Genomic DNA, 22,540 nt, shown 5'->3' with positions numbered 1-22,540 from the left:
ATCGAGCGGCTTGACCACCAGCGGCGCTCCCTGCTGTACCTCCGATCGGTCCATCGCCTGCTCCCCTCCCGACGTTACGTGAGTGTGCGCCACAAACCGCGCTTCGTCAACCTGTGACAGGTGTCGACCTCGACTGGCCGCGGGCCGTGTGGCGGCTGTTGGCGTCCGAATCGGGCTGCAGGTCAACCGCCGGGAACACCCCATTGCCGCGTGCGGCCGTCCTTGTGGGTAGGCCTGAGTGCGGCATCAGGTGGCCCACCCCTGGCTTCGCCCTGCCAGCCGCATCAGCTCACCCCACTCCGCGGCCGCACCACGATGTTCGGGATATTCCTCGACTTGAGCAGGTCATTGAACGCCTGCAGATCCCGCGAGATCAACAGGTCAAGCGCATTCAGGTGATCTCGTAACTGCGTATTGAGGATCGTGCGCACCTCGGTCGCCTGGTCCGTCGGCTTGAAGTCCGACGCCGAGACGCCGCCCGTGAGGTAGTTCAGCTTCGAGAGCAGCTTTGAGCCAAAGCGCACGCCGTCCTGGCCGGTACCGGTTTGCCGCAGGTCGACGAGGTTCATCTCCAGATCAAGGAGCTTCTGCCCCAGCTCGGTGGCCGTCCGGCGAACTTGTGCGTCCTCGACCGCGCGCCCGAGCCCGTCGAGCTGCACCCGCATGGACTCGATCCGGTGCACGGCATCGGCGCCGTCATTCATGTCGCGCGCGATCTGGGTGAGCATCGCCACTTGTGCGGTGATATCGCCCTCGGTCCCACCACTGTTCGGGTCCTTGCGCACCTCAACGGTCTGCGACTGCGTCTGTCCCCCTGCATTGAGCGTCACCGTGTACGTGCCCGGAGGAGCCAGAATGCTCAGGCGGCCCGTGCCTGGCGCCACACGACCCTCGGCCGGCGCTATGATGTGCGCCGCGTATATCGGCGACGTGCGCAGCCGCACTTCCGTGGTTGGTTCGTAGCGCAGGTCCCAGTACACGCGATTCACGCCGGCCGTGTTGGTCCCCGTCAGGGTACGCACCACCTGTCCCTGCGCGTTCGCCACCGTGAGGGTCACACGCCCCTGCACCGGCTGCTTGAGGTAGTAGTTGATCCCGGCGCCGTAGCGCGGGTTCTCGCCCGTGGTAGGATCGTCGTAGGTCGTCGACGGCGCGGTAATCGGGCGGAACCGATAGGCGAACCGTTGCGTGAACAGGTGCACGTCCCTCGCCAGCACATCAGGCGTCAGCTGCCGCAACGCCGTGATGTCGTCCATGATCCAGAAGCCGCGGCCATATGTCGAGATCACCAGGTCGCTGAAGTGCGGCTGGATTACGATCCCCGACACCGGCGCCGCCGGAAGGTCGTTCTGCAGCGGCTGCCAGTTCTCGCCGTCGTCAAAGCTCACGTAGATCGCATTCTCCGCCCCCGCAAAGAGCAGCCCGCGACGCACGGGATCCTCGGCAATCACCCGCACATAGCTCAACGGACTGACCGGGATCCCGTTCACGATCTTACGCCAGGTGCGCCCGTAGTCGGTGGTCTTGTAGATGAACGGATCGCGGTTGTTCACTTGGTGGTAGTCCACCGTGAGGTACGCGGTGCCGGCGTTGTACTTCGACGGCGCGATCGAGCGGATCGATCCCCACGGGAGCAACCCGGGGAGGTTCGCCGTCACGTTGGTCCAGGTTTTCCCATTGTCGCGGGTGAGCTGCACCAATCCGTCATTCGTCCCTACCCAGATCAACCCCCTCTCGATCGGCGACTCGGCGATCCCATACACCACGCCGGTGTACTCCACGCCGATGTTGTCCGGGGTGAGCCCGCCGGAACTGCCCTGGCGGCTCTTGTCGTTGAGGGTGAGATCCGGCGAGATCACTTCCCAGCTCTGGCCGCCATTGGTCGTGCGGTGTACGTGCTGGCTCCCCACATAGAGCGTGTTCCGGTCATGCGGGGAGATCTGCAGCGGCGAGTCCCACACAAAGCGGAACTTGTGGTCGGCCGGCGGACCATTGAGCTGCTGCGGCCAGATCTCGACGTTGCGGAACTGGCGACGCTCCTCCTCGAACCGCACGACGATCCCGCCGACCATCCCCGACCCCGAGGCGGTCGACCAGACAATCTTCGAGTCGACCGGGTCCGGCGTGGCCCAGCCGCTCTCGCCCCCACCGACCGAGTGCCACATCCCGCGCGGGATGCCGCCATCGCCCCCGAAGCCCTGGACGCGACTGTTGGACGGTCCGCGATACGACGGCTCGTCCTGCTTGTTGCCGAGCACGTTGTATGGAATCTCGTTGTCCACCGTCACGTGGTACATCTGCGCGTTGAGCAGGCGCTGCCGGAACCAGGTCTTGCCGCGGTTCTGCGAGATCGACAGCCCCTGGTCGTGCGCAACGATCATCCGGTTGCCGTTGCCCGGATCGATCCACATGTCGTGGTGGTCACCGCCTGGCGCCTCGCCACGTTGCAGCACGTTGATGGCGCGCCCGCCGTCGATGGTCTTGGAGAAGGACGCGGTCAGGAAATACGCCTCGTCTTCATCCGAGGGGTTCACCACCACGCGCGAGTAGTAGTGGGCGCGTCCCATGGCGTTGCGGTCACGCGAGATGAGCACCCAATTCGCCCCACCGTCCTCGGTTCGCCAGAGTTGCCCGCTCTCGGTTTCCTGCCCTTCCCACGGCACACCATCCCCCGTCTCGATCAGCGCGTACACGCGATCCGGGTTGGACGGCGAGATGGCCAGCGCGTGCTTGCCGGTGGGCTTGGTCGGGAGGCCGCGCCCGACGATGCGCGTCCAAGTCGTCCCACCGTCGCGTGACGTGAACAACCCGCTCCCTGGCCCGCCACTGCGACGTCCCCAGGTCTTGATCTCGAACTGCCACATCCCGGCAAAGAGGATGCGCGGATTCCGTGGGTCCATCGCAAGGTCGGAGCACCCGGTGTTCTCGTCCACGTGCAACACGCGCGTCCAGTTGGCGCCACCGTCCGTCGTGCGAAATACCCCACGCTCGGGTTGCGGACCGTAGGAGTGCCCCAGCGCGCAGGCGAGCGCGACATCAGGGTCTTGTGGATGGATGGCGATGCGCGCGATGCGCCCGGTCTTTTCGAGGCCAACCTGCGTCCAGGTCTGGCCAGCATCCGTCGACTTGTACATCCCCATGCCCAGCGAGATGTGCGACCGGATGTGTGCTTCCCCGGTGCCCGCGTAAATGACGTTGGGGTCCGACTTGGCGATGGCGAGGGCGCCGATCGACTGCACGGGATGTCCGTCAAAGATCGACTTCCAGTTCACCCCGGCATCGACGGTCTTCCAGATCCCACCGGAGGCCGATCCGACGTAGTAGGTCATCGGGTCGCCGGGGACGCCGGCCGCAGCAGAGAATCGGTTGCCCTCGGGGCCGATGGTCCGCCAGTGGAGCCCTTTGTACACCTCAGGGGCAATACGCGGGCCCTGGGCGCCGGCCGCAAGGCCGTGTGTGGCTAGGGCAAGGGCGAGAACGACAGCGGATCGGGACATGTCGGTACCGGAAACGGGGGGCAGGAGCCGGGCGATACGCCCTGATCCTACCCCCCGGTACCACGGCCGTCAAAGCCGCGAGTCGATCAGAAGTCGAACTTGAACCCAGACTGGATGCGGCGGCCGTAGAACTCGTCCTGCATCAGGCGCCCCCGCACGCCCTGGTAGTAGCGGAGCGGGCGGTTGTTCAGGTTGTTCACCTCGAGGAACCACCGCGCGCTCGACGTGAGCTGGATCGAACCGTTGACGTCGATATCCGTCCGCCGATCCGCCCAGCGGTCGAAGAAGGCGTCGTCGTTGTATCCGCCTTCGCCGGGATCGAGCGACTCACTCTGGTAATTGAACGCCGCGCGGAAGTTCACCCGCGGCGCATCGAACGACACCGAGAGGTTGCCCGAGTGTTCCGGTGTGCCAAGGAGTGGGAGCTTGTCGTTCTCGCGCCCGGTCACATTCACCCCGGTGGCCTCGGACTTGTTGTACGTGTAGTTCGTGTAAACCCCCAGGTAGCGCAACACACCAGGCAGGAAGTCGAGTTGGCGCTGCAGCGCAAGCTCAACGCCGGTCAGCGTCGCCTCGGCCCCGTTTCGTGGCTGCGAGATCTGGGAGAAGGTGCCACCCGTGACCGGGTCAACCGCCTGGAACTGCGTGTAGTTGAAGATGAAGTCCGTGATGCGCTTGTGGAACACGCCAGCAGACACGAGGCCAACGGAGGCGAAGTACCGTTCGCCCATCAGGTCGAAGTTGGTGGCAAGTGTCGGCTTGAGGTTCGGATTACCGGTGGCCAACTCGTTGTCGTCGAGGCTGATCTCGCGATACGGCACCAGGTCGAAGTAGTTCGGCCGGGCAATCGACCGCGTCACCGCAGCACGGAACACCGTGTTGTTCGGCGCTTCCCACCGGAGGTTCACCGACGGCAGGAGGTTCCCGTAGTCCTGGGAGCCCTGGGTTGCCGTGACGTTGTCGTTGTCGACGTTGTACTCGAACCCACGGTACTCGACGTCCGTCTGCTCGATGCGAAGCCCGGCAATGAAGGACAGTTTCGGGGTCAGCTGTTGTTCCAGCATGGCATACCCGCCCAGGATGGACTCGTCGGCGTCGAAATTGCCGGCGGCATACTCCCCAGGCTGGTCGTCCAATCGGAACTGCGTGCTGTTGAAGAGATTCAGCCCTGCGAGGGTCCCTGGCGCGGTGAAGCTCCCATACCGGTAGGGCCCCGCGAGGTTCTTGTCGACGTCGTAGTTGCGAGCGCCCAGTGCGGCCATGTTGGTGAGGGCGGTCGTCGGCACCGCAAAGTTGTAGCTGTTGTCGCGCAGCTTCTCCTTGCCGCGATAGCGGAAGCCGAGCTTGGCGCGCGAGGACTTCGCCCCCTCACGGAACGGCAGGGTCAGGTCCACCCGGGCATTGCGGTCCTCGTCCTTGGTGAAGCTCTCGGCCTGCTCGATCCGCCGGAACGTGAAGCGGTCGTCCGTGACCTGCGCCGGATTGGTCGCCGTGAACGTCGGGTTCTGCTCGTCGCTGTAGTTCGGCTGGATGGTGACATTGCGCGCGCGCCAGTCGATGTACCGCTCATCCGGACGGGTCTCGGACGCCCGGGAGAGGGACCCAGACCAGCTCAACGTATAGCGCTGTGCCAAGAGGTGCTCACCGCCCAGCTGGTGGCTCCACATGCGTTGGTCTTCGAGGCGGGCTTCCTTGAGCCGGTCGTCGGGACCACCACCTTTCGTCTGTCGGCGGATCTCCGTCGTCTGGATCCCCTGGGCATTCGGGGCACCCATGATAAAGCGCGCGCGGAAGCGGTTCTCCCAGTCGTCACGGGCATTGTAGATCGAACGCAGGGTGATCGTGCTGGCATCGCCCACGCGGTAGTCGAAGCTTCCGGACATCGACCGTCGCACCCGCTGCACGTCGTACCGGCGGATGTCGAACTCGTTCATGTAGGCCTGGCCAGTCGAGGTCTCGTCCCAGGTGCCTTCCTTGTTGTCCGATCCGTAGCGCTGGTCGTAATACGATGCGCTCGCAATCACGCCGAGCCGATCTGACAGGAAACGCTGGCCCCCGACGACATTGCCGAGGACGACCGGCTTCTCACGAATGAAGTTGTACCCGGACCCCGCCGTTGCCGAGAGACGCCGATTCGCCGGCGCAGCACGCGTCACCACGTTGACTGAACCGCCGATGGCATCGGCATCCATGTCGGGCGTGAGGGTCTTGTTCACCTCCAAGGCCTGCACCATGTCCGCCGGGACGAGGTCGAGCTGGACCGATCGCGTCTCGGCCTCAGCAGACGGCACGCGCTCGCCATTGATCATCACGGAGTTGAAGCGCGGCTCCGTGCCCCGGATGGATCCGAACCGAGCCTCACCCTGGTCGAGCGCCACGGTGATCCCGGGAATGCGCTTGAGCGCATCGCCGATATTGGCATCCGGGAAGCGGCCGATCTGGTCAGCCGCAACGACGTTGGTCACGTTAGCCGCCGCCTGCTGCTGACTGAGAGCGGCCGCCTGCCCCGTGCGCGTCGCCACGACCGTGACGGCACCGAGGGTATTCAGCGTCGGCTTCAGTCGGAGCGACACGGCGGTGGCCTGCCCGTCCTGCACCCGCACCGCCTCGGTGAGGGGGAGGAAGCCGAGGTATCGCGTCGTTAAGGTGTGGGTGCCGGTCGGAACCGACGGAATGGTGAAGCGGCCGCTGCGGTCGCTGACGGCACCGCGCGAGAGGGCCTCGATCCGGATGACCGCGCCAGTGATGGGAAGTCCGGTGGCGTCCTCGACGACGCTTCCGGTGATGACCCCCTGGGCCCGAAGGGTAGTCGGCGCCCCCCACAACCCCGCGAGGAGGCCAAGGACAACGATTCGTTGCATGTGAAACTGGTGATGAGAGGTGAAGTGCGGGAGATCACCTTTCCGTGTCACCAATCAGCACACCCCGTGTCACGAACGCGTATTGGCAAGCGTGGCTACCGGGGACGAGCCTTCGCGATCGCGGCTTCCACGTCCTCCCAGCGGTAGAAGTGAAAGGCGCCGCGGTTCGACATCATCGCCAGCATGCCCCTCGGGAACGCCGGACCCAGGGAGCGCGTCGTGACCTCCAGGCCATCCGTCTCGCGGGCCCGGACGGGAATGATCGCCAGCGTCGGGTGTTGATGTGCGGCCCCTGGCGCCCCCTCGCGCGGGAAGACGTGGATGCGGCCGCCTCCCTGGTCGGAGAGAATGATATATCCCGTGGTGCTGTCGCGAGGCGCGATGGCAATGCCCTCGTGATCCTCCACGACGCCCGCGGTGGCAAAGAGGGCCAACTCGATATTGCCACTATCCGGGTCCGCGTGGTACTTCCGGACACCGACACCCTCATCGGAGTAGTAGACGTATCCCAGCGCGTCGTCGACCGCGATCGCCTCGATTTCCTTGCGGCCGCTGTACGCGCCAAACTCGCGCACCAGCTCAAGGGTCACCGCACCGGCCCGCGGGATGAGGCGATACTGCGCGAGGTACCCCGTGGTCGGCCCGGACTTCCCACCGACGATGGCGAAGACCGCCCCGTCGCGCGGGCGGCGGTAGACGGAGACCCCCATCGGGGCGCGGCTCGTGTCACCCGAGAATACCGTGAGGCCGCCGCCGTCCACGGCCGTCATCTGTGGGAGGCGGAAGACGCGTAGCGCCATGCGCAGTCGCTCGGTGGCCACCGCCACGTCGACCGTGTCGCCGCCGATGTCGACGTCGTACTGCACGTCGACGTTGTTCATCCGCTGCAGAGGGGTCACGCTGCGGCGTCGGTCAATGCGACCATCGAGGCCGAACACGTACACCCCGCCGTTGGTATCGCCCTTGTCGGTACCGAGGACGAACGAGGATTCCGGGCTGGTGGGATGCACCCAGATCGCCGGGTCATCGGAGTCGACCACGACCGTGTCGGTGATCACCGCCGGTGCGAGCGTATCGGTGACCGGTACCGGAGCCCCGCCGCCAACCGCGGGTTCGGGTTCGTTACCGGCACAGGCGCCGAGCCCGGCGAGGAGGAACAGGCGGAGTCGAATCACGTCGCGTCGATGCAGTCGAGGGAGCGGGTAACCAGACACGCCTCGCCCTCCTTTCGTACTCCCGTCACCGCGCCGTTGCCATGCCGTTACCAGATCATCACCAACGCGTGCCTAGCGCGTCACGGCGCCTAGCATCAGCCCAAGGAACTCGTTGATCGCATTGTTCTCGATCCAGCGCACCACCACCACCAGGTCGTGCTCCGGGCTCACGAAGACCAGGTTCGTCCCGTTCCCCACGTGCCCGAAGGCGGTGGCCGGCGCGTTCGGCATCCACTTGCGATCTGTGTTCAGGAACCAGTTCATGTAGCCGTACGTCGGCTGCGGCACCGTGGGCGTGAGGCTCATCTTCACCCACTCCTCGGAGAGGATCCGCTTGTCCCCCCACATCCCGCGGCGCTGCGTGAGCAAGCCATACCGCGCCATGTCCCACGCATTGATGAACATCCCACCTCCCCAGTGGCCCCCACCCGAGACCGCCTGCACGGGACGACCATCGAGGGTGATCCACGCGTTGTCGTAGCCGTTCCACCGCCAGCTCCGCGACGCGCCGATGGGGTCCATGAGGTGATCGCGGAGCACCTCGGGCAGCGGACGACGCCAGATGTTCGTCGCCGCAAGGGCGAGGACGTTGACGCGGACGTCGTTGTACTCGTACGTCGTCCCGGGCTGTGCCCGCTTCCGCGTGCGCCACTCGGCCGGATTCTGCGCCGGGCGATCCGCCCAGTCCGGCTTGCCCCACAGGGTGCCTTCCCAATCGCTCGTTTGACGAAGCAGGTCATCCCAGGTGATCGTGCGGTTGTGCGGGGTCGCCCAGGGGTCGATGAAGTCCGAGTGCCCCTCGGACGTCGCGGGTTCACTTGGCGCCTCGAGTCGCAGGCGATACACCGGCGCTTGCGACTTCCACACCGTGTCGCGCACCGAGGGAATCAGCCCGCGGTCGTACGCCAGCCCGACCGTTGCACTGAGCAGGCTCTTCGTGACCGAGTGCGTCATGTCGACACGGTCGGGCTCACCCCACGACGCCACGACATACCCACCGCGTACCACCACCCCGCTCGGTTCACCGCGCGGCTTGAACGGGCCGATTCCCTGACCGTACGGCTCACGGCCAAAGCTCTGGTAGTGCGAGAGTTCCATGTCGCGCGGGGCACGGGCGTCCTTGGCCTTCGCGAACTCGATCGCCGCCGTGAGTTTCGCCGGGTCCATCCCTGCCTCGACCGGCGACTTTCGCTCCCACGTGGCACCGGGAGCGTACGGCGGCGGGACCGGGGATGGGCGGGTACGGGCCTGCGCAAGGAGGTCGAAGGCGCAGGACGCGGAGATCGCCAGCGACACGACAAGGGTGCGATTCACGGGAGGCTCGGGCTGTGGGACGGCGAATCTTACTCACGGCGCGCGCGTCCGCGACCGCGCGACCTCTGGCCGGAACCGCCTTCGGGGAGCGACATTCGCGCGCATGAAGCGACTCCTCCTTGCCCTCCTCGCCCTTGTCACCGGTCTCGGTGGCACAATGGTCTCCCGCGCAGCCCGCCTGGTCCCCCCGCTGCCGGTGGACACGAGCGGACTACCGCCCATGCCCGCCATCGACACGGCGGGGTCGATCCAACGTCTGGCCGGCGCCATCCGCTACCCCACCGTCTCCTACGCGTCCGGCGCCCCCATCGACACGGTGGCCTTTCGCGGCTTCCACGACCATCTGGTCGCCTCGTTCCCCCAGCTCCACACCACCCTGACGCGGGAACTCATCGGCGGACTCAGCCTGCTCTACACATGGAAAGGTTCCGACCCCGCCGCAGCCCCCATCGTCCTGATGGGCCACATGGACGTGGTACCGGTCCCCGAGCCCAACCTGCCGCAATGGGCGCACACCCCCTTCTCCGGGGACGTCGCGGAAGGCTTTGTGTGGGGACGTGGCACCCTCGATGACAAGTCGACGGTCCTCTCCTCCATGGAGGCGGTGGAGACGCTGATCCGCAGTGGCTACGTCCCGCCGCGCACCATCTACCTCACCTTTGGCCACGACGAGGAAGTCGGCGGTCGATACGGTGCCCGTGCCATCGTCGATTCACTCGTGGCGCGGGGCGTCAAACCCGGGTTGGTCGTCGACGAAGGCGGCTTCATGGCATCCGGGCTCCTTCCTGGCCTCACGCAGCGGGTGGCCATCGTCGGGATCGCCGAGAAGGGGTACATCTCGCTCAAGCTCACGTCACGGGCCGATGGCGGGCATTCGTCGATGCCGCCCGGCCGCACCTCCGTGGGGGCCCTCGCCCGAGCCATCGCCGCACTTGAAGCGTCGCCGTTCCCCATGTCCCTGGACGGACCGACCCGCGGGATGCTCGAGGCGATGGGACCCTACCTGCCGTTCTCCCAGAAGGTCGTGATGGCCAACATGTGGCTTACGGCACCACTGGTCCAACGCACCCTTGCCGCCAATCCACTCGGCGGCGCACTCATGCGCACCACCACCTCACCGACGATGTTGACCGCGGGGATCAAGGACAATGTCCTTCCGCCTGAGGCCACCGGAGTCGTGAACTTCCGGATACGGCCCGGGGAGACGTCGGAGTCGGTGATGGCCCGCGTCCGCGACGTCATCGCGGACACAATGATCACGGTCGCGCCGCTCGACAGCGCGGTGGCCAACCCGTCGCCTGTGTCGTCGACCAGCAGCGCGGCCTGGGCGCTCATGCGGCGGACGATCAGCACGATGATCCCCGGCGAGCAGCCTCCGGTGATTCCCTACCTGGTGATGGGGGGAACGGACGCGAAGTACTGGGGCTCCCACTCTGATGCCGTCTATCGGTTCCTGCCCATCCCGTTAGGCGACGGCGACCGCGAGCGGGTCCACGGGCTCAACGAGCGAGTCGCGACGAAGGACTACGCGTCGGCCGTGACCTTTTTCATCCGGCTCCTGCAAGGCGTCGGCGGGCTGTAAGATTCCCCGCCATGGCTTCCCCACGACCTGCTCCCGATTTCGAGATTCCCATTGTTGTCCGCGCCGAGGACATCGACCACATGGATCACGTGAACAACGTGGTCTTCCTGCGCTGGGTGCAGGAGGTGGCTCTCGCGCATTGGCATGCGCGGGCGACCCCGGAGATGTTGCGCGACCTCGGTTGGGTCGCGACCCGCCATGAGCTGGACTATTTCCGCGAAGCCAGGCTCGGCGAACCCCTGGTGGCACGAACCTGGATCGGCCAGGTGGACTCGCGCCGGTTTGAACGATTGACCGAGATCGTCCGCCCTTCAGACAACGCGCTGCTTGCCCAGGGCCGCACACTGTGGACGATGGTCAGCCGGGCGACCGGGCGAATCACGCGAATACCGGACGAGCTGCGCGAGAGATTCCCGGGAACAGCAACGGCCACTGCGAAGCACGGGTAGCACGCGCGGCACGAGCAGCACGAGCCGCACGGTTGTGGGCAACGCGTGCTGCCCGTACCGCCCGTGCTTCGCTCTGGCCGTTTGCGTCGCTCAGCGCCTACATGGATTGCAACACATCGTATCCCGTAAGCACATACACCTTGTTCGCCGGGAAATCACGGACGAGGACGGCCGGGTTCTCCGGCGTGATCATCGGGGCCAGCAGCTCGACCGGCGTCTCGATGTCCACGTAGGGAAACGCCTTCTGCATGATCCCCTTCACGGGCTGAGTCCGGACCGCCGGGGCCTTTACGATGCAGGCGTACGCATGCGACTCGGACAGGGAGCCGACGATCCGCTCCTCCTTGGTCACCGGGATCTGCGAAAAGTTGTTCTCGCTCATCTGTCGCAGGGCCTGGTCCACCGTAGCGGTCACCGGCACGCCCACGATGTCGGACACGCGCTTATTGCGCACCAAGGTGCGCGCCGTCGCCCCGGGCAATGGCTCATACCCGGTCCGGCGCATCCACTCGGGATTGAAGATCTTTCCCAGGTACCGCGTGCCGTGATCGTGAAAGATCACCACGACGGTCTCCCCTGCCTTGAACTGCGCCTTGAGCTGGCGCAATCCAGCGATGGCCGACCCCGCTGAATATCCAGCCCAGATCCCTTCCTGGCGCACGATCTCCCGGGTGAAGATCGCCGCGTCGCGGTCGGTCACCTTCTCAAAATGATCGATCACCGAAAAGTCCACATTCTGCGGAAGGAAATCCTCACCGATCCCCTCGGTCACGTACGGGTAGATCTCGTGCTTGTCGAGGATGCCCGTCTCCTTGTACTTCTTGAAGACCGAGCCGTAGGTGTCCACCCCCCAGACCTTCACGCTCGGCTTCTGCTCCTTGAGGAACCGGCCGGTGCCACAGATGGTCCCGCCCGTGCCGACGCCGACCACCAGATGGTCGACCTTGCCTTCGGTCTGCTCCCAGATCTCGGGGCCCGTAGTCTCATAGTGGGCCGCGCTGTTGGACAGGTTGTCGTACTGGTTCGGCTTCCAGGCGTTGGGCGTCTCGCGCTCCAGGCGCGAGGAGACGGAGTAGTACGACCGGGGATCCTCGGGCTCCACGTCCGTCGGGCAAACAATCACCTCCGCCCCAAAGGCCCGAAGCGCATCCACCTTCTCACGCGACTGCTTGTCGGTGGTCGTGAAGATGCACTTGTACCCCTTCACGATCGCCGCAATCGCGAGCCCCATCCCCGTATTGCCGCTCGTCCCCTCGATGATCGTTCCCCCCGGCTTGAGCGCCCCACGTCGCTCGGCGTCCTCGATCATGCGGATCGCCATGCGGTCCTTGATGCTGTGGCCGGGATTGAAGGTCTCGACCTTGGCGTAGACCGTCGCCGGAATGTCCGCCACCAGCTTGTTGAGGCGCACCAGGGGCGTACGGCCGATGGTGCCGAGGATCGAGTCGTGAACGTTGAACGGCATGGAGGGTCCGGGTGGTGACGCGGCGGGCGACGGCCCACCGGCGGGCAACGAGCCGCTCGGCCGGTCCAGACTTGGCATCGAGCAGGACGGGATTCGGGCGGGAGAAAGATACCCCTCCGTCCACGAGGACGGGCCAGGGCGTCCCGGCGGCTTCAGGGCTCCGAAGGAACGGGTCGATACTCTCGGAACACCCTCGGATCCGGAGCCGCCGCATGACCAAGGAAATCGAAGCCGCCCTCGACGCCCACGCTCGATGGAAGGTCCGCCTCAAGGACGCGATTCGCACCAAGTCCGCGGATCTTGACCCGTCGGAGGTCCGGAAGGACGACCGCTGTGACTTCGGGAAGTGGCTGCATGGGAGCGGCATCCCGTCGAGCGTCAAGTCATCCCCGCAATATCAAGCAGCGGTCCGGTTGCATGCCGCCTTTCACACCGCAGCTGCGGATGTCGTCGCCAAGGTCAAGGCCGGACAGAGCCAGGCCGCCGAGGACTCCATGAAGGTCGGTGGCAGCTTCTCGCGTGCCTCGGCTGACCTGTCCGCAGCCCTGTCCGGCTGGCAGGGATCACTGTAACGAGCACCGCCACCGGTTCCTGTCGCGAACGCGTCCCGTTGAGGTCAGGGCAGCACACGAGACGCCGAGACAGCTGCGGGCAACGGCAGGGGTGCGGTACCTTGGTTGGACCCTCTGCCCCCCCCAAGGCTGAGGCCACCGGGGAGGGCGCGCCACGGGCTCAGGGACGCAGGGACACGGACGGCAAGAACTGGGGGATCCGCCGTCCCTTTGCGAGCTGCTCAAACGCAAAAGCCAGCCCAAGCAACCGCGCGTCACTCCAGGCCGGGCCAAAGAAGAGGAGCCCGACCGGCAAGCCCGCCGCGTCCCCGGCGGGAACGGAGATACTCGGATAGCCCGCCGCCGCGGGCAGGACGTAGCTCCCCAGCGCCGCATTGTCGCCAAGCAAGACGTCAATCAACCAGGCCGGCGACTGCGCGGGCGCCACCAGGGCAGTCAAGCGATCCTTGGCTACGGCGGCGTCGATGCCACGTGTCCCCGCCAGTTCCCTGACGAGCGCCTTCAGTCGGACATATTCGGGACTGGTCAGCGGTCCGCGCTCATTCGCGTAAAGGAAGGTCTCCTGGCCAAACCACTCAAGTTCCCGATCGCTATGGCGGACGTTGAACTCGATCAGTTCGTCCAGCGACTTCACGCGAGCCGTCGGGCCCAGTGACGCGAGATAACCATTGAGCGAGGCCTTCAGCTCGTAGGCCAGGAGTTCCGCGTCGAGCGGCCACACGCTCTCCGCCGTTGACAGGTTCGCGTTGTCAACGATCGTCGCCCCCGCCGCCGACATGATCTCCAAGGAGCGCTCAGCAACGCGATCGGCGACGAGGCTCGTACCGAACAGGTTGCGCGCCACGCCGATTCGCGCGCCCCTCAGGGCCCCGGGATCCAGGCTCGCAGTAAAGTCGAGGGACATGGACGACGGAATTGCTGCCGTGACCGCATCGGTGGGATCGGGGCCGGCGATGACCGACAACAACATGGCCGCATCTCGAACGGTCCGACACATCGGCCCCACGGTGTCCTGGGAGTACGACACCGGAATCACCCCGGCCCGACTGACCAGCCCAACGGTGGGCTTCATCCCCACAATCCCGCAGAGTGAAGACGGCGTGACGATCGACCCCATCGTCTCCGTGCCCAGTGCACCCGCCACCAGGTTCGCCGAGACCGCGGCCGCAGTGCCCGAGCTGCTGCCCCCAGCACTGCGATCGAGCACATATGGGTTCCGCGTCAGGCGCCCCCGGCCACTCCAGCCCCCAATCGCGGCCCGCCCCCGCGCGTTGGCCCACTCACTCATGTTGGACTTGCCAACGATGATGCACCCCGCGTCGCGCAAGCGCTTCACCACCGCCGCGTCGCGCGGCGCGATCGAATCGGCGAGCGCGAGCGATCCGGCGCTGGTGTGCATCCGGTCGGCAGTGCCAATGCTGTCCTTCAGCAGGATTGGGATCCCGTGCATCTCGCTCCGTCTGCCCTTCTCCTTTTGCTCGCGGTCGAGTGCATCAGCGATCGCCAGGACATCCGGATTGACCTCAAGGATCGTGTTGATCGAGGGTCCCCTGCGGTCGATCGCCTAGATCCGCGCAAGGTACGACTCCACGACCCCGCGCGCCGAATAACGCCCGCTCTGCAGTCCATCAGCGAGTTCCGAAAAGGTGACCTCCTCCAGCCGCAACTCCTGGGGCATCATACGACGACCCGGAGGCGGTGCGGAGAATCCGGCGACAATGCCGGCTCGCACAGCAGCGACAGCACCCAGGCCGGCGGTCAGGAAGTTGCGTCGATCGGTCACGGCGTGTGGTGTGGCGAGATGCGAGCGGAGGCGTCGAGGGCGCCGGTCTGGCGACACGATTGCAACGGTAGTACGCGCCTGACTCTCGCCTCGTTCATACGGAGGCTGTGGCGAGCAATTCGTCAGCGAGCCGTAACCTCGGGTACCAGACGGCGAAGTCCTTCCATCACCGCTCGCCAGGCCGGGGCGAAAGGTGCGATGACGTCGAAGTGCCCGGCTCCGGCCACCTCGGCCACGTGCAGCCGTGCATCACCAACCGCCGTCGCACGACTGACGTACGCGCGACCGACAGGCGCCCAGCTCGCATCGGCTTCACCGATCACGGCCTCCGTGGGTACCTCAATCGGGGCAAGGCGCATCATCGAAGCGCTCCCGTAGCGCGCAGGAACCTCGGAGGGAGAGCCGCCCATCAGCTTGCCAATCACCTGGCCGCACACCCCTGCGGTGTGCAACCCCTCAAGATCAGGAGCCGGCGCCAACGCCAGTACGCCGGTCACGCGCAGCGGATCGGGGTCATGCAGCTCCGACTCGACTGGCAACCGCCGACGTGCCGCCAACCAGAGCGCAAAGAAGCCGCCGGCGGAATGACCGGACGCGATCACGCGCGTGAGGTCGAGCGGATGCTGCCTCGCGACGGTACGCAGGTGGTCGGCTCCGGCCGCGATGTCGCGAAAGGTTCCGGGCCAACCACCACCGGGATTCCCCACGCGTCGGTACTCCAAGCTCCACACGGCATACCCGGAGTCCGCGAAGGCCTGCTCCAGGGGCGCCGCGTGTTCAATCCCGAACTGCGAGAGCCAACAACCGCCGTGGATGAACACGACCACGGGAAACGGCCCCGGCCCTTGTGGGAGTCGCAGGTGGCCGAACTGCTCGGGCGCCTCGCCGTACCGGATCACCTCGTTTGGTGCGCGCGTGGCGACCCCCATCACCTGCTGCAAGGTGACCGGTGCCTGCGCGGGCAGCGCGGCCGCGACGCATACGAGGAGTAAGCTGGCGACCTGTCTCATATATCCTCGGGTCCTGGGGACATTGGCCGCGCGCGCATCGGCGGGTGGCCGGGAACACTCACTGGGGCAGCACGGATGGTCCGGAAACCTCGCGGAGCTGGAAGACATTGCCCTCGGGGTCCGTACCGTCCAGGTGGCGACACCCGCGCCACTCCCAGGCTACTGTGTCAGATTGCAGGGTGCCCCCGAGGCTCGCGATGCCCTGCCGCGCGCCCGCGATCCCCGGCACGAGGAACGACAGCTTGATCGGTGTGTCCTCCCGCGGAACGGGGGGTGTCGCGATCACTATCTCGGCAGCGTAGGCTTCCGGGATTTGGACCACAGAGAGTTCATACCCGTGCCCGGAGAGCAGGACAAACCCCCTCCCCTCCTCAAGCCCCGCGAGTCCAAGCACCGTTTGGTAGAACTCCCCGAGCACGCGAAGGTCCTTCGCGTACACCACCGCCTGCAACGTGACCGGGCTCATGTGCGCGACCGCCCCGCCCACGATGTAGCCGCCACGTCTCCAGTGACGTTCACCACCGTGGCGCACATATCCGGGATCAGGTCGATCGCGATGAGCACTCCGATCCCTTCCGCTGGAAGCCCAACCGCCTCGAACAGCGGCGTCAGCAGGAGGAACGCCCCACGCGGCACCCCCGGTGCGGCAAACGACACGAACACGGACGCCAGGGCGACCGTGGCAAGCCCCCCCGTCGTCAAGTCGACGCCATAAAAGCGGGAAATGAACAACGCCCCCACGATCCACATCACCGGCGCGGCAGGCTTGAAGACGCTCACGGCCAGGGGCAGTACAAACCCGCTCACCTGCGAGGGGATGCCCATGACATCGGCCGTGCGTACCATCGCGGGCAACGACGCCACCGACGACGAGGTGCTGATCCCGATCAGCTGTGAGGGCAGCACCGCTGAGGCAAAGCCGCGCACCCCGCCCCCCCGGCCCGCGATGGGATAACACAGGGCGGTCACGACCACGCAGGTGAGCGCGATCGCCAACACATAGAACCCCACGGCGCCAACGAGCGCCCCGCCCGCCTGCACCGCCAGCGGCAGCATTAGCGCGAATACCGCCACCGGAGCCAACGCGACGATCCATTCGACGAGTCGGGTCATCGCGGCGCCTAACGACTTGAAAAACGCGACCACCGGCGCGCGGTCCTCCACTGTCCCGCGCGCGAGTGCCAGGGCGAGGAGGCCCGTGAACACAATCAGCGACACCATGTTCCCCGACGCCGCCGCCGCGATGGGGTTCGACGGCACCAGGCTCATGATGAAGTCCATCACCCCCGTCGGCACCGCCTTGGCCACCTCCGCGGCCGCCTCCTGCGCGCCAGGCGGAAGCGGCACCTTGCCCACCAGCGCTGCGGGAAACAGGGAGAACAGCGGGACGGCCACCACAAGGGTGACCGCGGCACTGCCCACCAGCATGGCTCCAAAGACCCCAAGGGTCCTCGCCCCGAGACGGCCAAGGCTGGCCACGTCAGCCGCCGCGGCGATCCCGGTGATCAACAGCGATACCACCAGCGGGATCACCGTCATGCGGATCGCGTTCACCCACAACACGCCCACGGGCTGGATGGCCGTGGCCACCTGCGCGGCCCCCGCATGCCCGCTGCCGGCGATCGCGACGCCTATCACCATTGCAGCGACCAGGGCCACCAGCACCCGCGACCCATCCCCGCCCGGCAGGCGCACGGTCACGCCGGGCGGCTCGCACCGGGGCGGCTCTCGGCAAACACCGGTGCCGCCAATCCGGCCGCGGATCGCCCATGCGGATCCTGGCCCGCACGGATCGCGTTCACCATCTCCGAGTGCACCGCGCGGGTTCTCCGGGAACGCCATCGGCGACTCGCCTAACGGGGTGACCCGGTCTCCCCACTGCACCAGGAGGGCACCGAAGGTCAGCCCGCCACCAAAGCCTGGCATCAGGATCTTCGCCCCCGGCGTGATGCGCCCTTCCTTGAGCGCCTCGACGAGGCTGACCGGGACGGTGGCCGCGCTCATGTTTCCGTACTTCTGCACCGTCACGATCACCCGATCCATCGGCACACCGGCATACTTCGCCACCGACTCAATGATCCGCAGGTTGGCCTGGTGCGGGATCACGAGGTCAATGTCGTCGGCCGTCACCCCGGCCTGCGCCATCACCCGTGCGCAGGCTTCACTCATCCCCTTCACTGCGCGCTTGAAGATGGCCTGCCCGTCAAAATCCCAGGCCGTATCGCCGAGGGCAATCCCCACGCCGGCGTACGTGCACCCCATCCCGCGCACCCGCAGCACCTGTCGCGCCTCGGCGTCGCACCCAAGCACGGAGCCCAGCACTCCCTCGGGACGATCCGTGGCCTGCACCACCACCGCCGCCGCGCCATCGCCAAACAACACCGCGACATTCCGGTTGCTCCAGTCCATGTATCGGGAGATCAGCTCCACCCCGATCACCACGGCATTGCGCACGGTCCCGTTCTGGATCATCGCCGTCGCCGCGGAGAGCCCGTAGATGAAGCTCGTGCACGCGGTGTTCACGTCCATCGCCGCCGCACGCGTGGCGCCTAACGCTACCTGCACCCCACTGGCGCTGTTCGGCACGACCTCGTCATTGGAGCACCCACCGTAGATGATCAGGTCGACCTCTCCGGCGTCGAGCCCCGCACATGCGAGGGCGCGCGACGCGGCGAGGGTGGCCATCTCGATGGCCGTGACGTGGGAGATCCTGCGCTCCTTCATCCCGGTGCGCGTCGTGATCCACTCGTCCGAGGTCTCGAGGAAGGTCGAGAGGTCTTCGTTGCTCAGGACGGCCGGGGGCATGCCGTCGCCCCACCCCGTAATCGCCGCGTAGGGCATCAGTTCCACCTCAGGCCGCGCAATTGGTCCAGGTTGAGGTTCCCGCCCGACAGGACCCCAACCACCTTCGATCCCGGGGGCATCTTGATCAACCCGTGCATCATCGCCGCCACGCTGGCGGCCGCCGCGCCTTCCACCACAAGCTTGCACCGCTCCATGATCCAGATCATGGCATCGAAGATCTCGCGATCCGGCAGCGTCACGATCTCGTCGACATGTCGCTTGACCATCTCGAAGTTGATCACGCCGGCCCGCCGCACGCGCAACCCATCGATGATCGTCCGGCAGTCGATCGTCTGCAGCTCGCCGGCATCGAGACTCATCTTCATCGCGGGACCGTCGGAAGATTCCACGCCAATGACCTTCGCCTTCGGGTTGTGCGCCTTGATCGCCTGGCACACCCCGGCGATCAACCCGCCCCCGCCGATCGGGACGACGATCGCGTCCAGCTCCGGCCAATCCTGAACGACCTCGAGCCCGAGCGTCCCTTGTCCGGCTATAAGCTGTTCGTCATCGAAGGGATGCACATACGTGAGCCCTTCGGTGCGCACCAACTCCTTCGCCTTCTCGTTGGCCTCGTCCCAGATCGATCCATGCAGCACCACCTCACCGCCATAGGCCTTTGTCGCGGCGATCTTGGCCGGCGTCGCGTTGGTCGCCATGCAGATCACGGCCCGGATGCCATGAATGCGCGCGGCCAACGCCACCCCCTGCGCATGATTCCCCGCCGAGGAGCAGACGACGCCCCGCCGTTTTTCCTCCTCCGGCATCTGCGCAAACTTGTTCAGCGGGCCACGGATCTTGTACGAGCCCACCCGCTGGAAGCATTCCGCCTTCAGTCGCACGTCGAAGCCGGTCACCTCGCTCAGCTGCCGGGAGGTCAGCAGCGGCGTGTGCTTGATGTGGGGCGCAATTCGCGCCCGGACTTCCTCAAAGTCCGCAATGGTCAGGCTGCGCATCTGGTCGGGAAAGGGGCCGGCCAAAGGTCACCCCGGACGCGGGCCGGGGGAAGTCATGGACACATCCGCGTCGCCTCGGTCACACGCGACCGCACCGGCTCCCGCGTGAGGAACGGGGCCATCCCATCCGTGGTGAAGGCCAACCGAGCCACGGGCGTCGCGAGGCCGCGAACGATGGCACGCGCCTCATCGCAACGCCCCCCACCGGCGGCCGCCAGCGCCCGCCATGTGCGCACCTCCATCCAGACCCCGCGCGGGTTGGTCCCGCCCTCGACGCGGGAAAACCAGCGATCCGCGAACAAGCGCTCGGCATCATCAAACCGGCCAGCCTCGGCCAGCACGCGCGCATAACGATAGACCAGCGCCGTTGGCATGCCGGCCTTGTCGGGATAGGCATCAAGCCTGGCTGCCCGCGACGCGGCCGACGCACGTCGCAACACCTTCACCGAGTCCGCGAGGCTCCACACGCCGGGATTCCCCGGCTCCTTCCGCGTGCCCTCGTCCAGCACGGCGTCGGCCCGAGCCGTATCACCGAGCAGCAGCGCCGCCGCGCCGAGGTTGCGATACAACGACGGAAAGGTGACCCCGGCGGTGCGAAGCGCCTCCCAGCGGCCAGCGGCCGTGGCGACCTCCCCGCGCTGCATCTCCATCATCCCGAGAAGGAACTGCGCCGTGGCGTCGCGCGGGTTCGCGCGGGTGGCGCTGTCGAGGACGTGTCGAACGATCGCGCCGTGAGGAAACACGTGCGATACCGGACGCTGGCTCGCGCTGTCCTGCAGGTGCGCGACGCCGGTGAGCTTGGTCGCCCACGCATACCAGGCGAGGTACCCGATGATCGGGTCGGCATGGGGCCGTGGCACGCCGGCCTCGGGGGCTCCGGTCGGCGCGGGATACGGCGCGTCGAGCAGCTCTTGGGCCAGCCGGTAGAGTCCATACTCCAGGTATCGCGTCGCGATCGAGATGATGCGTGACGGGTCAGCGGCCAGGTCGGCGAGCAGCGTGGGTTCGGCTCCACCCGCGCGACGGTTCTCCCACCGCGCTAGTGGGTTGGATGGGTCGCGGGCGAGCACCTCGCGTCGCCAACGAGTCGCCGTTTCCGACCGCGTTCCACCAACGGCGCTGAGCAACATCGAGGCCTCGAGCTGCACTTCGCTGTTTGCCGCTGCGACACGCGCCAGTCGATCCGCGGCATCGGCCAGCCGGCCGCTCCGGCTCTCGAGCCGCGCGAGCCCGCGTTCGGCTGCCCAACGCAGCGGCCCATGCTGACGGGCGAACTCCAGCGCCAGGCGGGCCTCGCGCGCGTCCCCAGCGCGCAGGTGTGCAAGGCCACGGTAGTACGACGCCTCGTGATCCGAGGGGACCTGGCGCAAGTACTCGTCCAACATCGACAGCGCTTCCACCTCGCGGCCCAACATCACGGCCAGCCGCCCAACTGCCTTGTACAGCGGGAGGCTTCCCGGCGCCGACCGGAGTCCGGTGCGGTACGCTTCCAACGCCCCAAGCAAGTCGCCGTTCACCTCGCGCTCCGCACCCCAGCTCAGCCAGGTGCCATCGCTGGCCCCGGCCGCAGGGAGACCTCGCGCCCCGGGCTGCGGACCGACATTGACAAGAGAGTCCGCCGTAAAGTCGAAGCGACCTTCCGTGTGGGTGACAATCACGGCGCCCGCCCGATCGAGGAGCGTCACCGTCACGGGGCCTGCGTCCTCGGGAATCGGCCCCTCCCACGAGGCCGTCCGTCGCGGATGGAGCGATAGCAGCTCGTTGTGGAACGTGCGACGCCCCGACCACACCTGGAGGCGAGCACCAGGGAACGACTCGGCTGCATTCAGCTTGAGCCGCAGGACACCTCGCTCGTCGGGGCGCCGGAACAGGTGCATCGCAACGCGCGGGGTGACGCGGGTGACGCCGCCGAGTTCGCGCAGCGGCAGCCAGGTCTCCGTGAACTCGATGCGGTCGTTAGGCTCGAGCCAGGCATAGGTCTCCTGGTCGCGCAGGAGCCCGGCTTGGATCTCCACATACGCACTGGAATCATCCGAGAGGGCGCGCCGCCAGTCCATCGCATCGGCGTCCACGCCCCACGACCAGATCTTCTTGGCCGGCAGCTCGTCGGGTGGCGCGTAGTGCGCCACGCCGCTGTTCGTTCGCGGCTGCCAGATCGACATGTAGCCCTCGCGGCTGGCATGGCTGAATCGGGACACCGGTCCGTACACATGGTTGCGGAGCACGGCGTTGTCCGTGCCGCGACGATCCACCGGCCACGTATCGACATCCGCGAAGCCGTGGGATGCCGTGTACTTCATGGGATAGAGGATCTGCGTGTCGTCGAAGGCGCGCACGGCCGCGTTGGTCCACCAGTAGAAGCGCTGGCGCGTGTCGGACGGATTGGTCAGCGTCACCCGCTGATCCAGTGCCGCACGCCCGGGGCGCAATGAGAGCTCGACGACCCACCGGAGCCCGTACACCCGGTCGGTGTTGGCCGCATACACCGAGGCGCGTCCATCCGCGTGTCGACGCGTGCTCACCTCGACCGGGGAGGTCGTCATCCAGTTGTGGGAGACCGGAAAGTTGAACTCGATCCCGAACGCGGCCCACGACCCGCGATAGGCGATGTTCGAGAACTTCATCGCCGTGTTCGCGTAGAACATCTCCTGCCCGTTGATCTTGTCGGTGCATCCATACAAGTGCCCGCCCAGGTCCGGGAGGATGGAGCACTTCAGGTACTCGTTCTCCAGGAAGACCGCGCGCCAGGGCTTCACCGCCCGCCGGTCCGTCAACTGGTCCCGGATGGTGTACGGATAGTTCGGCCGCCCCGCAGGCTGCAGCGCATCGAACGGGGGATTGGCGTCCGGCGGCCCCTCGGTGTACGACGGCAGCGCGAGCGTCCCGTCATACACCCGCGCCACCGACTGCGCCTGTGCCATGCCCGTCATGGCCAGCGCCATCACGCCGGCAAGGAGGCGACATCTCATGTGAGCGAACCTCATGACAAGTGA

General features: G+C 66.6%; 15 protein-coding genes. 3 read left to right on the top strand and 12 right to left on the bottom strand.

All coding sequences use genetic code 11. The features are described from left to right. Window positions 1–284: 284 nt before the first annotated feature. The 4 genes from IPK85_16035 to IPK85_16020 all read right to left on the bottom strand — a co-directional run bounded on the left by IPK85_16035 (window position 285) and on the right by IPK85_16020 (window position 8,739). Window positions 285–3,497: a sialidase gene (locus IPK85_16035; protein ID MBK8248890.1), complete on the bottom strand. Its 3,213-nt coding sequence runs from the start codon at window positions 3,495–3,497 to the stop codon at window positions 285–287. Between the two features lie 86 nt (window positions 3,498–3,583). Beyond that, window positions 3,584–6,358, bottom strand: coding sequence for a TonB-dependent receptor (locus IPK85_16030; GenBank protein ID MBK8248889.1), 2,775 nt, complete (start codon window positions 6,356–6,358; stop codon window positions 3,584–3,586). Between the two features lie 95 nt (window positions 6,359–6,453). Beyond that, on the bottom strand, window positions 6,454–7,533 hold the full coding sequence (locus IPK85_16025; protein ID MBK8248888.1) for a phytase: 1,080 nt from the start codon (window positions 7,531–7,533) through the stop codon (window positions 6,454–6,456). 111 nt (window positions 7,534–7,644) lie between these two features. Next, window positions 7,645–8,739, bottom strand: coding sequence for a serine hydrolase (locus IPK85_16020; GenBank protein MBK8248887.1), 1,095 nt, complete (start codon window positions 8,737–8,739; stop codon window positions 7,645–7,647). 250 nt (window positions 8,740–8,989) lie between these two features. On the opposite strand from IPK85_16020, the gene IPK85_16015 reads away from it, so the two are divergent. Both IPK85_16015 and IPK85_16010 read left to right on the top strand, forming a co-directional pair. Beyond that, window positions 8,990–10,468: a M20/M25/M40 family metallo-hydrolase gene (locus tag IPK85_16015; protein MBK8248886.1), complete on the top strand. Its 1,479-nt coding sequence runs from the start codon at window positions 8,990–8,992 to the stop codon at window positions 10,466–10,468. An 11-nt stretch (window positions 10,469–10,479) separates the two neighbouring features. Next, complete coding sequence (locus tag IPK85_16010) at window positions 10,480–10,917, top strand: acyl-CoA thioesterase (GenBank protein ID MBK8248885.1); 438 nt, start codon at window positions 10,480–10,482, stop codon at window positions 10,915–10,917. A gap of 97 nt (window positions 10,918–11,014) precedes the next feature. Here the strand turns inward: IPK85_16010 and IPK85_16005 are convergent, their stop codons facing one another. Next, window positions 11,015–12,382, bottom strand: coding sequence for a pyridoxal-phosphate dependent enzyme (locus IPK85_16005; protein MBK8248884.1), 1,368 nt, complete (start codon window positions 12,380–12,382; stop codon window positions 11,015–11,017). Between the two features lie 212 nt (window positions 12,383–12,594). On the opposite strand from IPK85_16005, the gene IPK85_16000 reads away from it, so the two are divergent. Beyond that, on the top strand, window positions 12,595–12,954 hold the full coding sequence (locus tag IPK85_16000; GenBank protein ID MBK8248883.1) for a CZB domain-containing protein: 360 nt from the start codon (window positions 12,595–12,597) through the stop codon (window positions 12,952–12,954). A 160-nt stretch (window positions 12,955–13,114) separates the two neighbouring features. Here IPK85_16000 and IPK85_15995 read toward each other — a convergent pair whose 3' ends face one another. The 7 genes from IPK85_15995 to IPK85_15965 form a co-directional block, all read right to left on the bottom strand. Further along, window positions 13,115–14,515: an amidase gene (locus tag IPK85_15995; GenBank protein ID MBK8248882.1), complete on the bottom strand. Its 1,401-nt coding sequence runs from the start codon at window positions 14,513–14,515 to the stop codon at window positions 13,115–13,117. A gap of 3 nt (window positions 14,516–14,518) precedes the next feature. Next, a complete protein-coding gene (locus IPK85_15990) occupies window positions 14,519–14,737 on the bottom strand; it encodes a hypothetical protein (protein ID MBK8248881.1) in 219 nt (72 codons plus the stop codon). 122 nt (window positions 14,738–14,859) lie between these two features. Next, entirely contained in the window at window positions 14,860–15,747 is an 888-nt protein-coding gene (locus IPK85_15985; protein ID MBK8248880.1) for an alpha/beta hydrolase, read from the bottom strand. A 58-nt stretch (window positions 15,748–15,805) separates the two neighbouring features. After that, window positions 15,806–16,213 carry a hypothetical protein gene (locus tag IPK85_15980; protein ID MBK8248879.1) on the bottom strand — a complete coding sequence of 136 codons (408 nt, stop codon included), beginning with the start codon at window positions 16,211–16,213 and terminating at the stop codon, window positions 15,806–15,808. Next, window positions 16,210–18,588 carry a beta-ketoacyl-ACP synthase 3 gene (locus IPK85_15975; protein MBK8248878.1) on the bottom strand — a complete coding sequence of 793 codons (2,379 nt, stop codon included), beginning with the start codon at window positions 18,586–18,588 and terminating at the stop codon, window positions 16,210–16,212. Before IPK85_15975 ends, IPK85_15980 begins: the two co-directional genes overlap by 4 nt. Further along, a complete protein-coding gene (gene ilvA, locus IPK85_15970) occupies window positions 18,588–19,547 on the bottom strand; it encodes a threonine ammonia-lyase (protein MBK8248877.1) in 960 nt (319 codons plus the stop codon). Before ilvA ends, IPK85_15975 begins: the two co-directional genes overlap by 1 nt. A 53-nt stretch (window positions 19,548–19,600) precedes the next feature. Next, on the bottom strand, window positions 19,601–22,516 hold the full coding sequence (locus IPK85_15965; protein ID MBK8248876.1) for a DUF5107 domain-containing protein: 2,916 nt from the start codon (window positions 22,514–22,516) through the stop codon (window positions 19,601–19,603). Window positions 22,517–22,540: the final 24 nt, after the last annotated feature.

The sequence above is a fragment of the Gemmatimonadota bacterium genome (genome assembly GCA_016712265.1).
Taxonomy (GTDB): Bacteria; Gemmatimonadota; Gemmatimonadetes; order Gemmatimonadales; family Gemmatimonadaceae; genus RBC101.
The sequence above is the reverse complement of the archived record's forward strand: the minus strand, read 5'-3'. Positions and strand labels throughout refer to the sequence as shown.

What these genes read in the sequence shown, in the direction of transcription:
- IPK85_15980 (MBK8248879.1), bottom strand. Translation starts at nt 16,213, where the DNA reads ATGAGCCCGGTCACGTTGCAGGCGGTGGTGTACGCGAAGGACCTTCGC.
- IPK85_15965 (MBK8248876.1), bottom strand. Translation starts at nt 22,516, where the DNA reads ATGAGATGTCGCCTCCTTGCCGGCGTGATGGCGCTGGCCATGACGGGC.
- IPK85_16000 (MBK8248883.1), top strand. Translation starts at nt 12,595, where the DNA reads ATGACCAAGGAAATCGAAGCCGCCCTCGACGCCCACGCTCGATGGAAG.
- IPK85_16010 (MBK8248885.1), top strand. Translation starts at nt 10,480, where the DNA reads ATGGCTTCCCCACGACCTGCTCCCGATTTCGAGATTCCCATTGTTGTC.
- IPK85_15975 (MBK8248878.1), bottom strand. Translation starts at nt 18,588, where the DNA reads ATGCCCTACGCGGCGATTACGGGGTGGGGCGACGGCATGCCCCCGGCC.
- IPK85_16030 (MBK8248889.1), bottom strand. Translation starts at nt 6,358, where the DNA reads ATGCAACGAATCGTTGTCCTTGGCCTCCTCGCGGGGTTGTGGGGGGCG.
- ilvA (MBK8248877.1), bottom strand. Translation starts at nt 19,547, where the DNA reads ATGCGCAGCCTGACCATTGCGGACTTTGAGGAAGTCCGGGCGCGAATT.
- IPK85_15985 (MBK8248880.1), bottom strand. Translation starts at nt 15,747, where the DNA reads ATGAGACAGGTCGCCAGCTTACTCCTCGTATGCGTCGCGGCCGCGCTG.
- IPK85_16020 (MBK8248887.1), bottom strand. Translation starts at nt 8,739, where the DNA reads ATGGACCCGGCGAAACTCACGGCGGCGATCGAGTTCGCGAAGGCCAAG.
- IPK85_16005 (MBK8248884.1), bottom strand. Translation starts at nt 12,382, where the DNA reads ATGCCGTTCAACGTTCACGACTCGATCCTCGGCACCATCGGCCGTACG.
- IPK85_16035 (MBK8248890.1), bottom strand. Translation starts at nt 3,497, where the DNA reads ATGTCCCGATCCGCTGTCGTTCTCGCCCTTGCCCTAGCCACACACGGC.
- IPK85_16015 (MBK8248886.1), top strand. Translation starts at nt 8,990, where the DNA reads ATGAAGCGACTCCTCCTTGCCCTCCTCGCCCTTGTCACCGGTCTCGGT.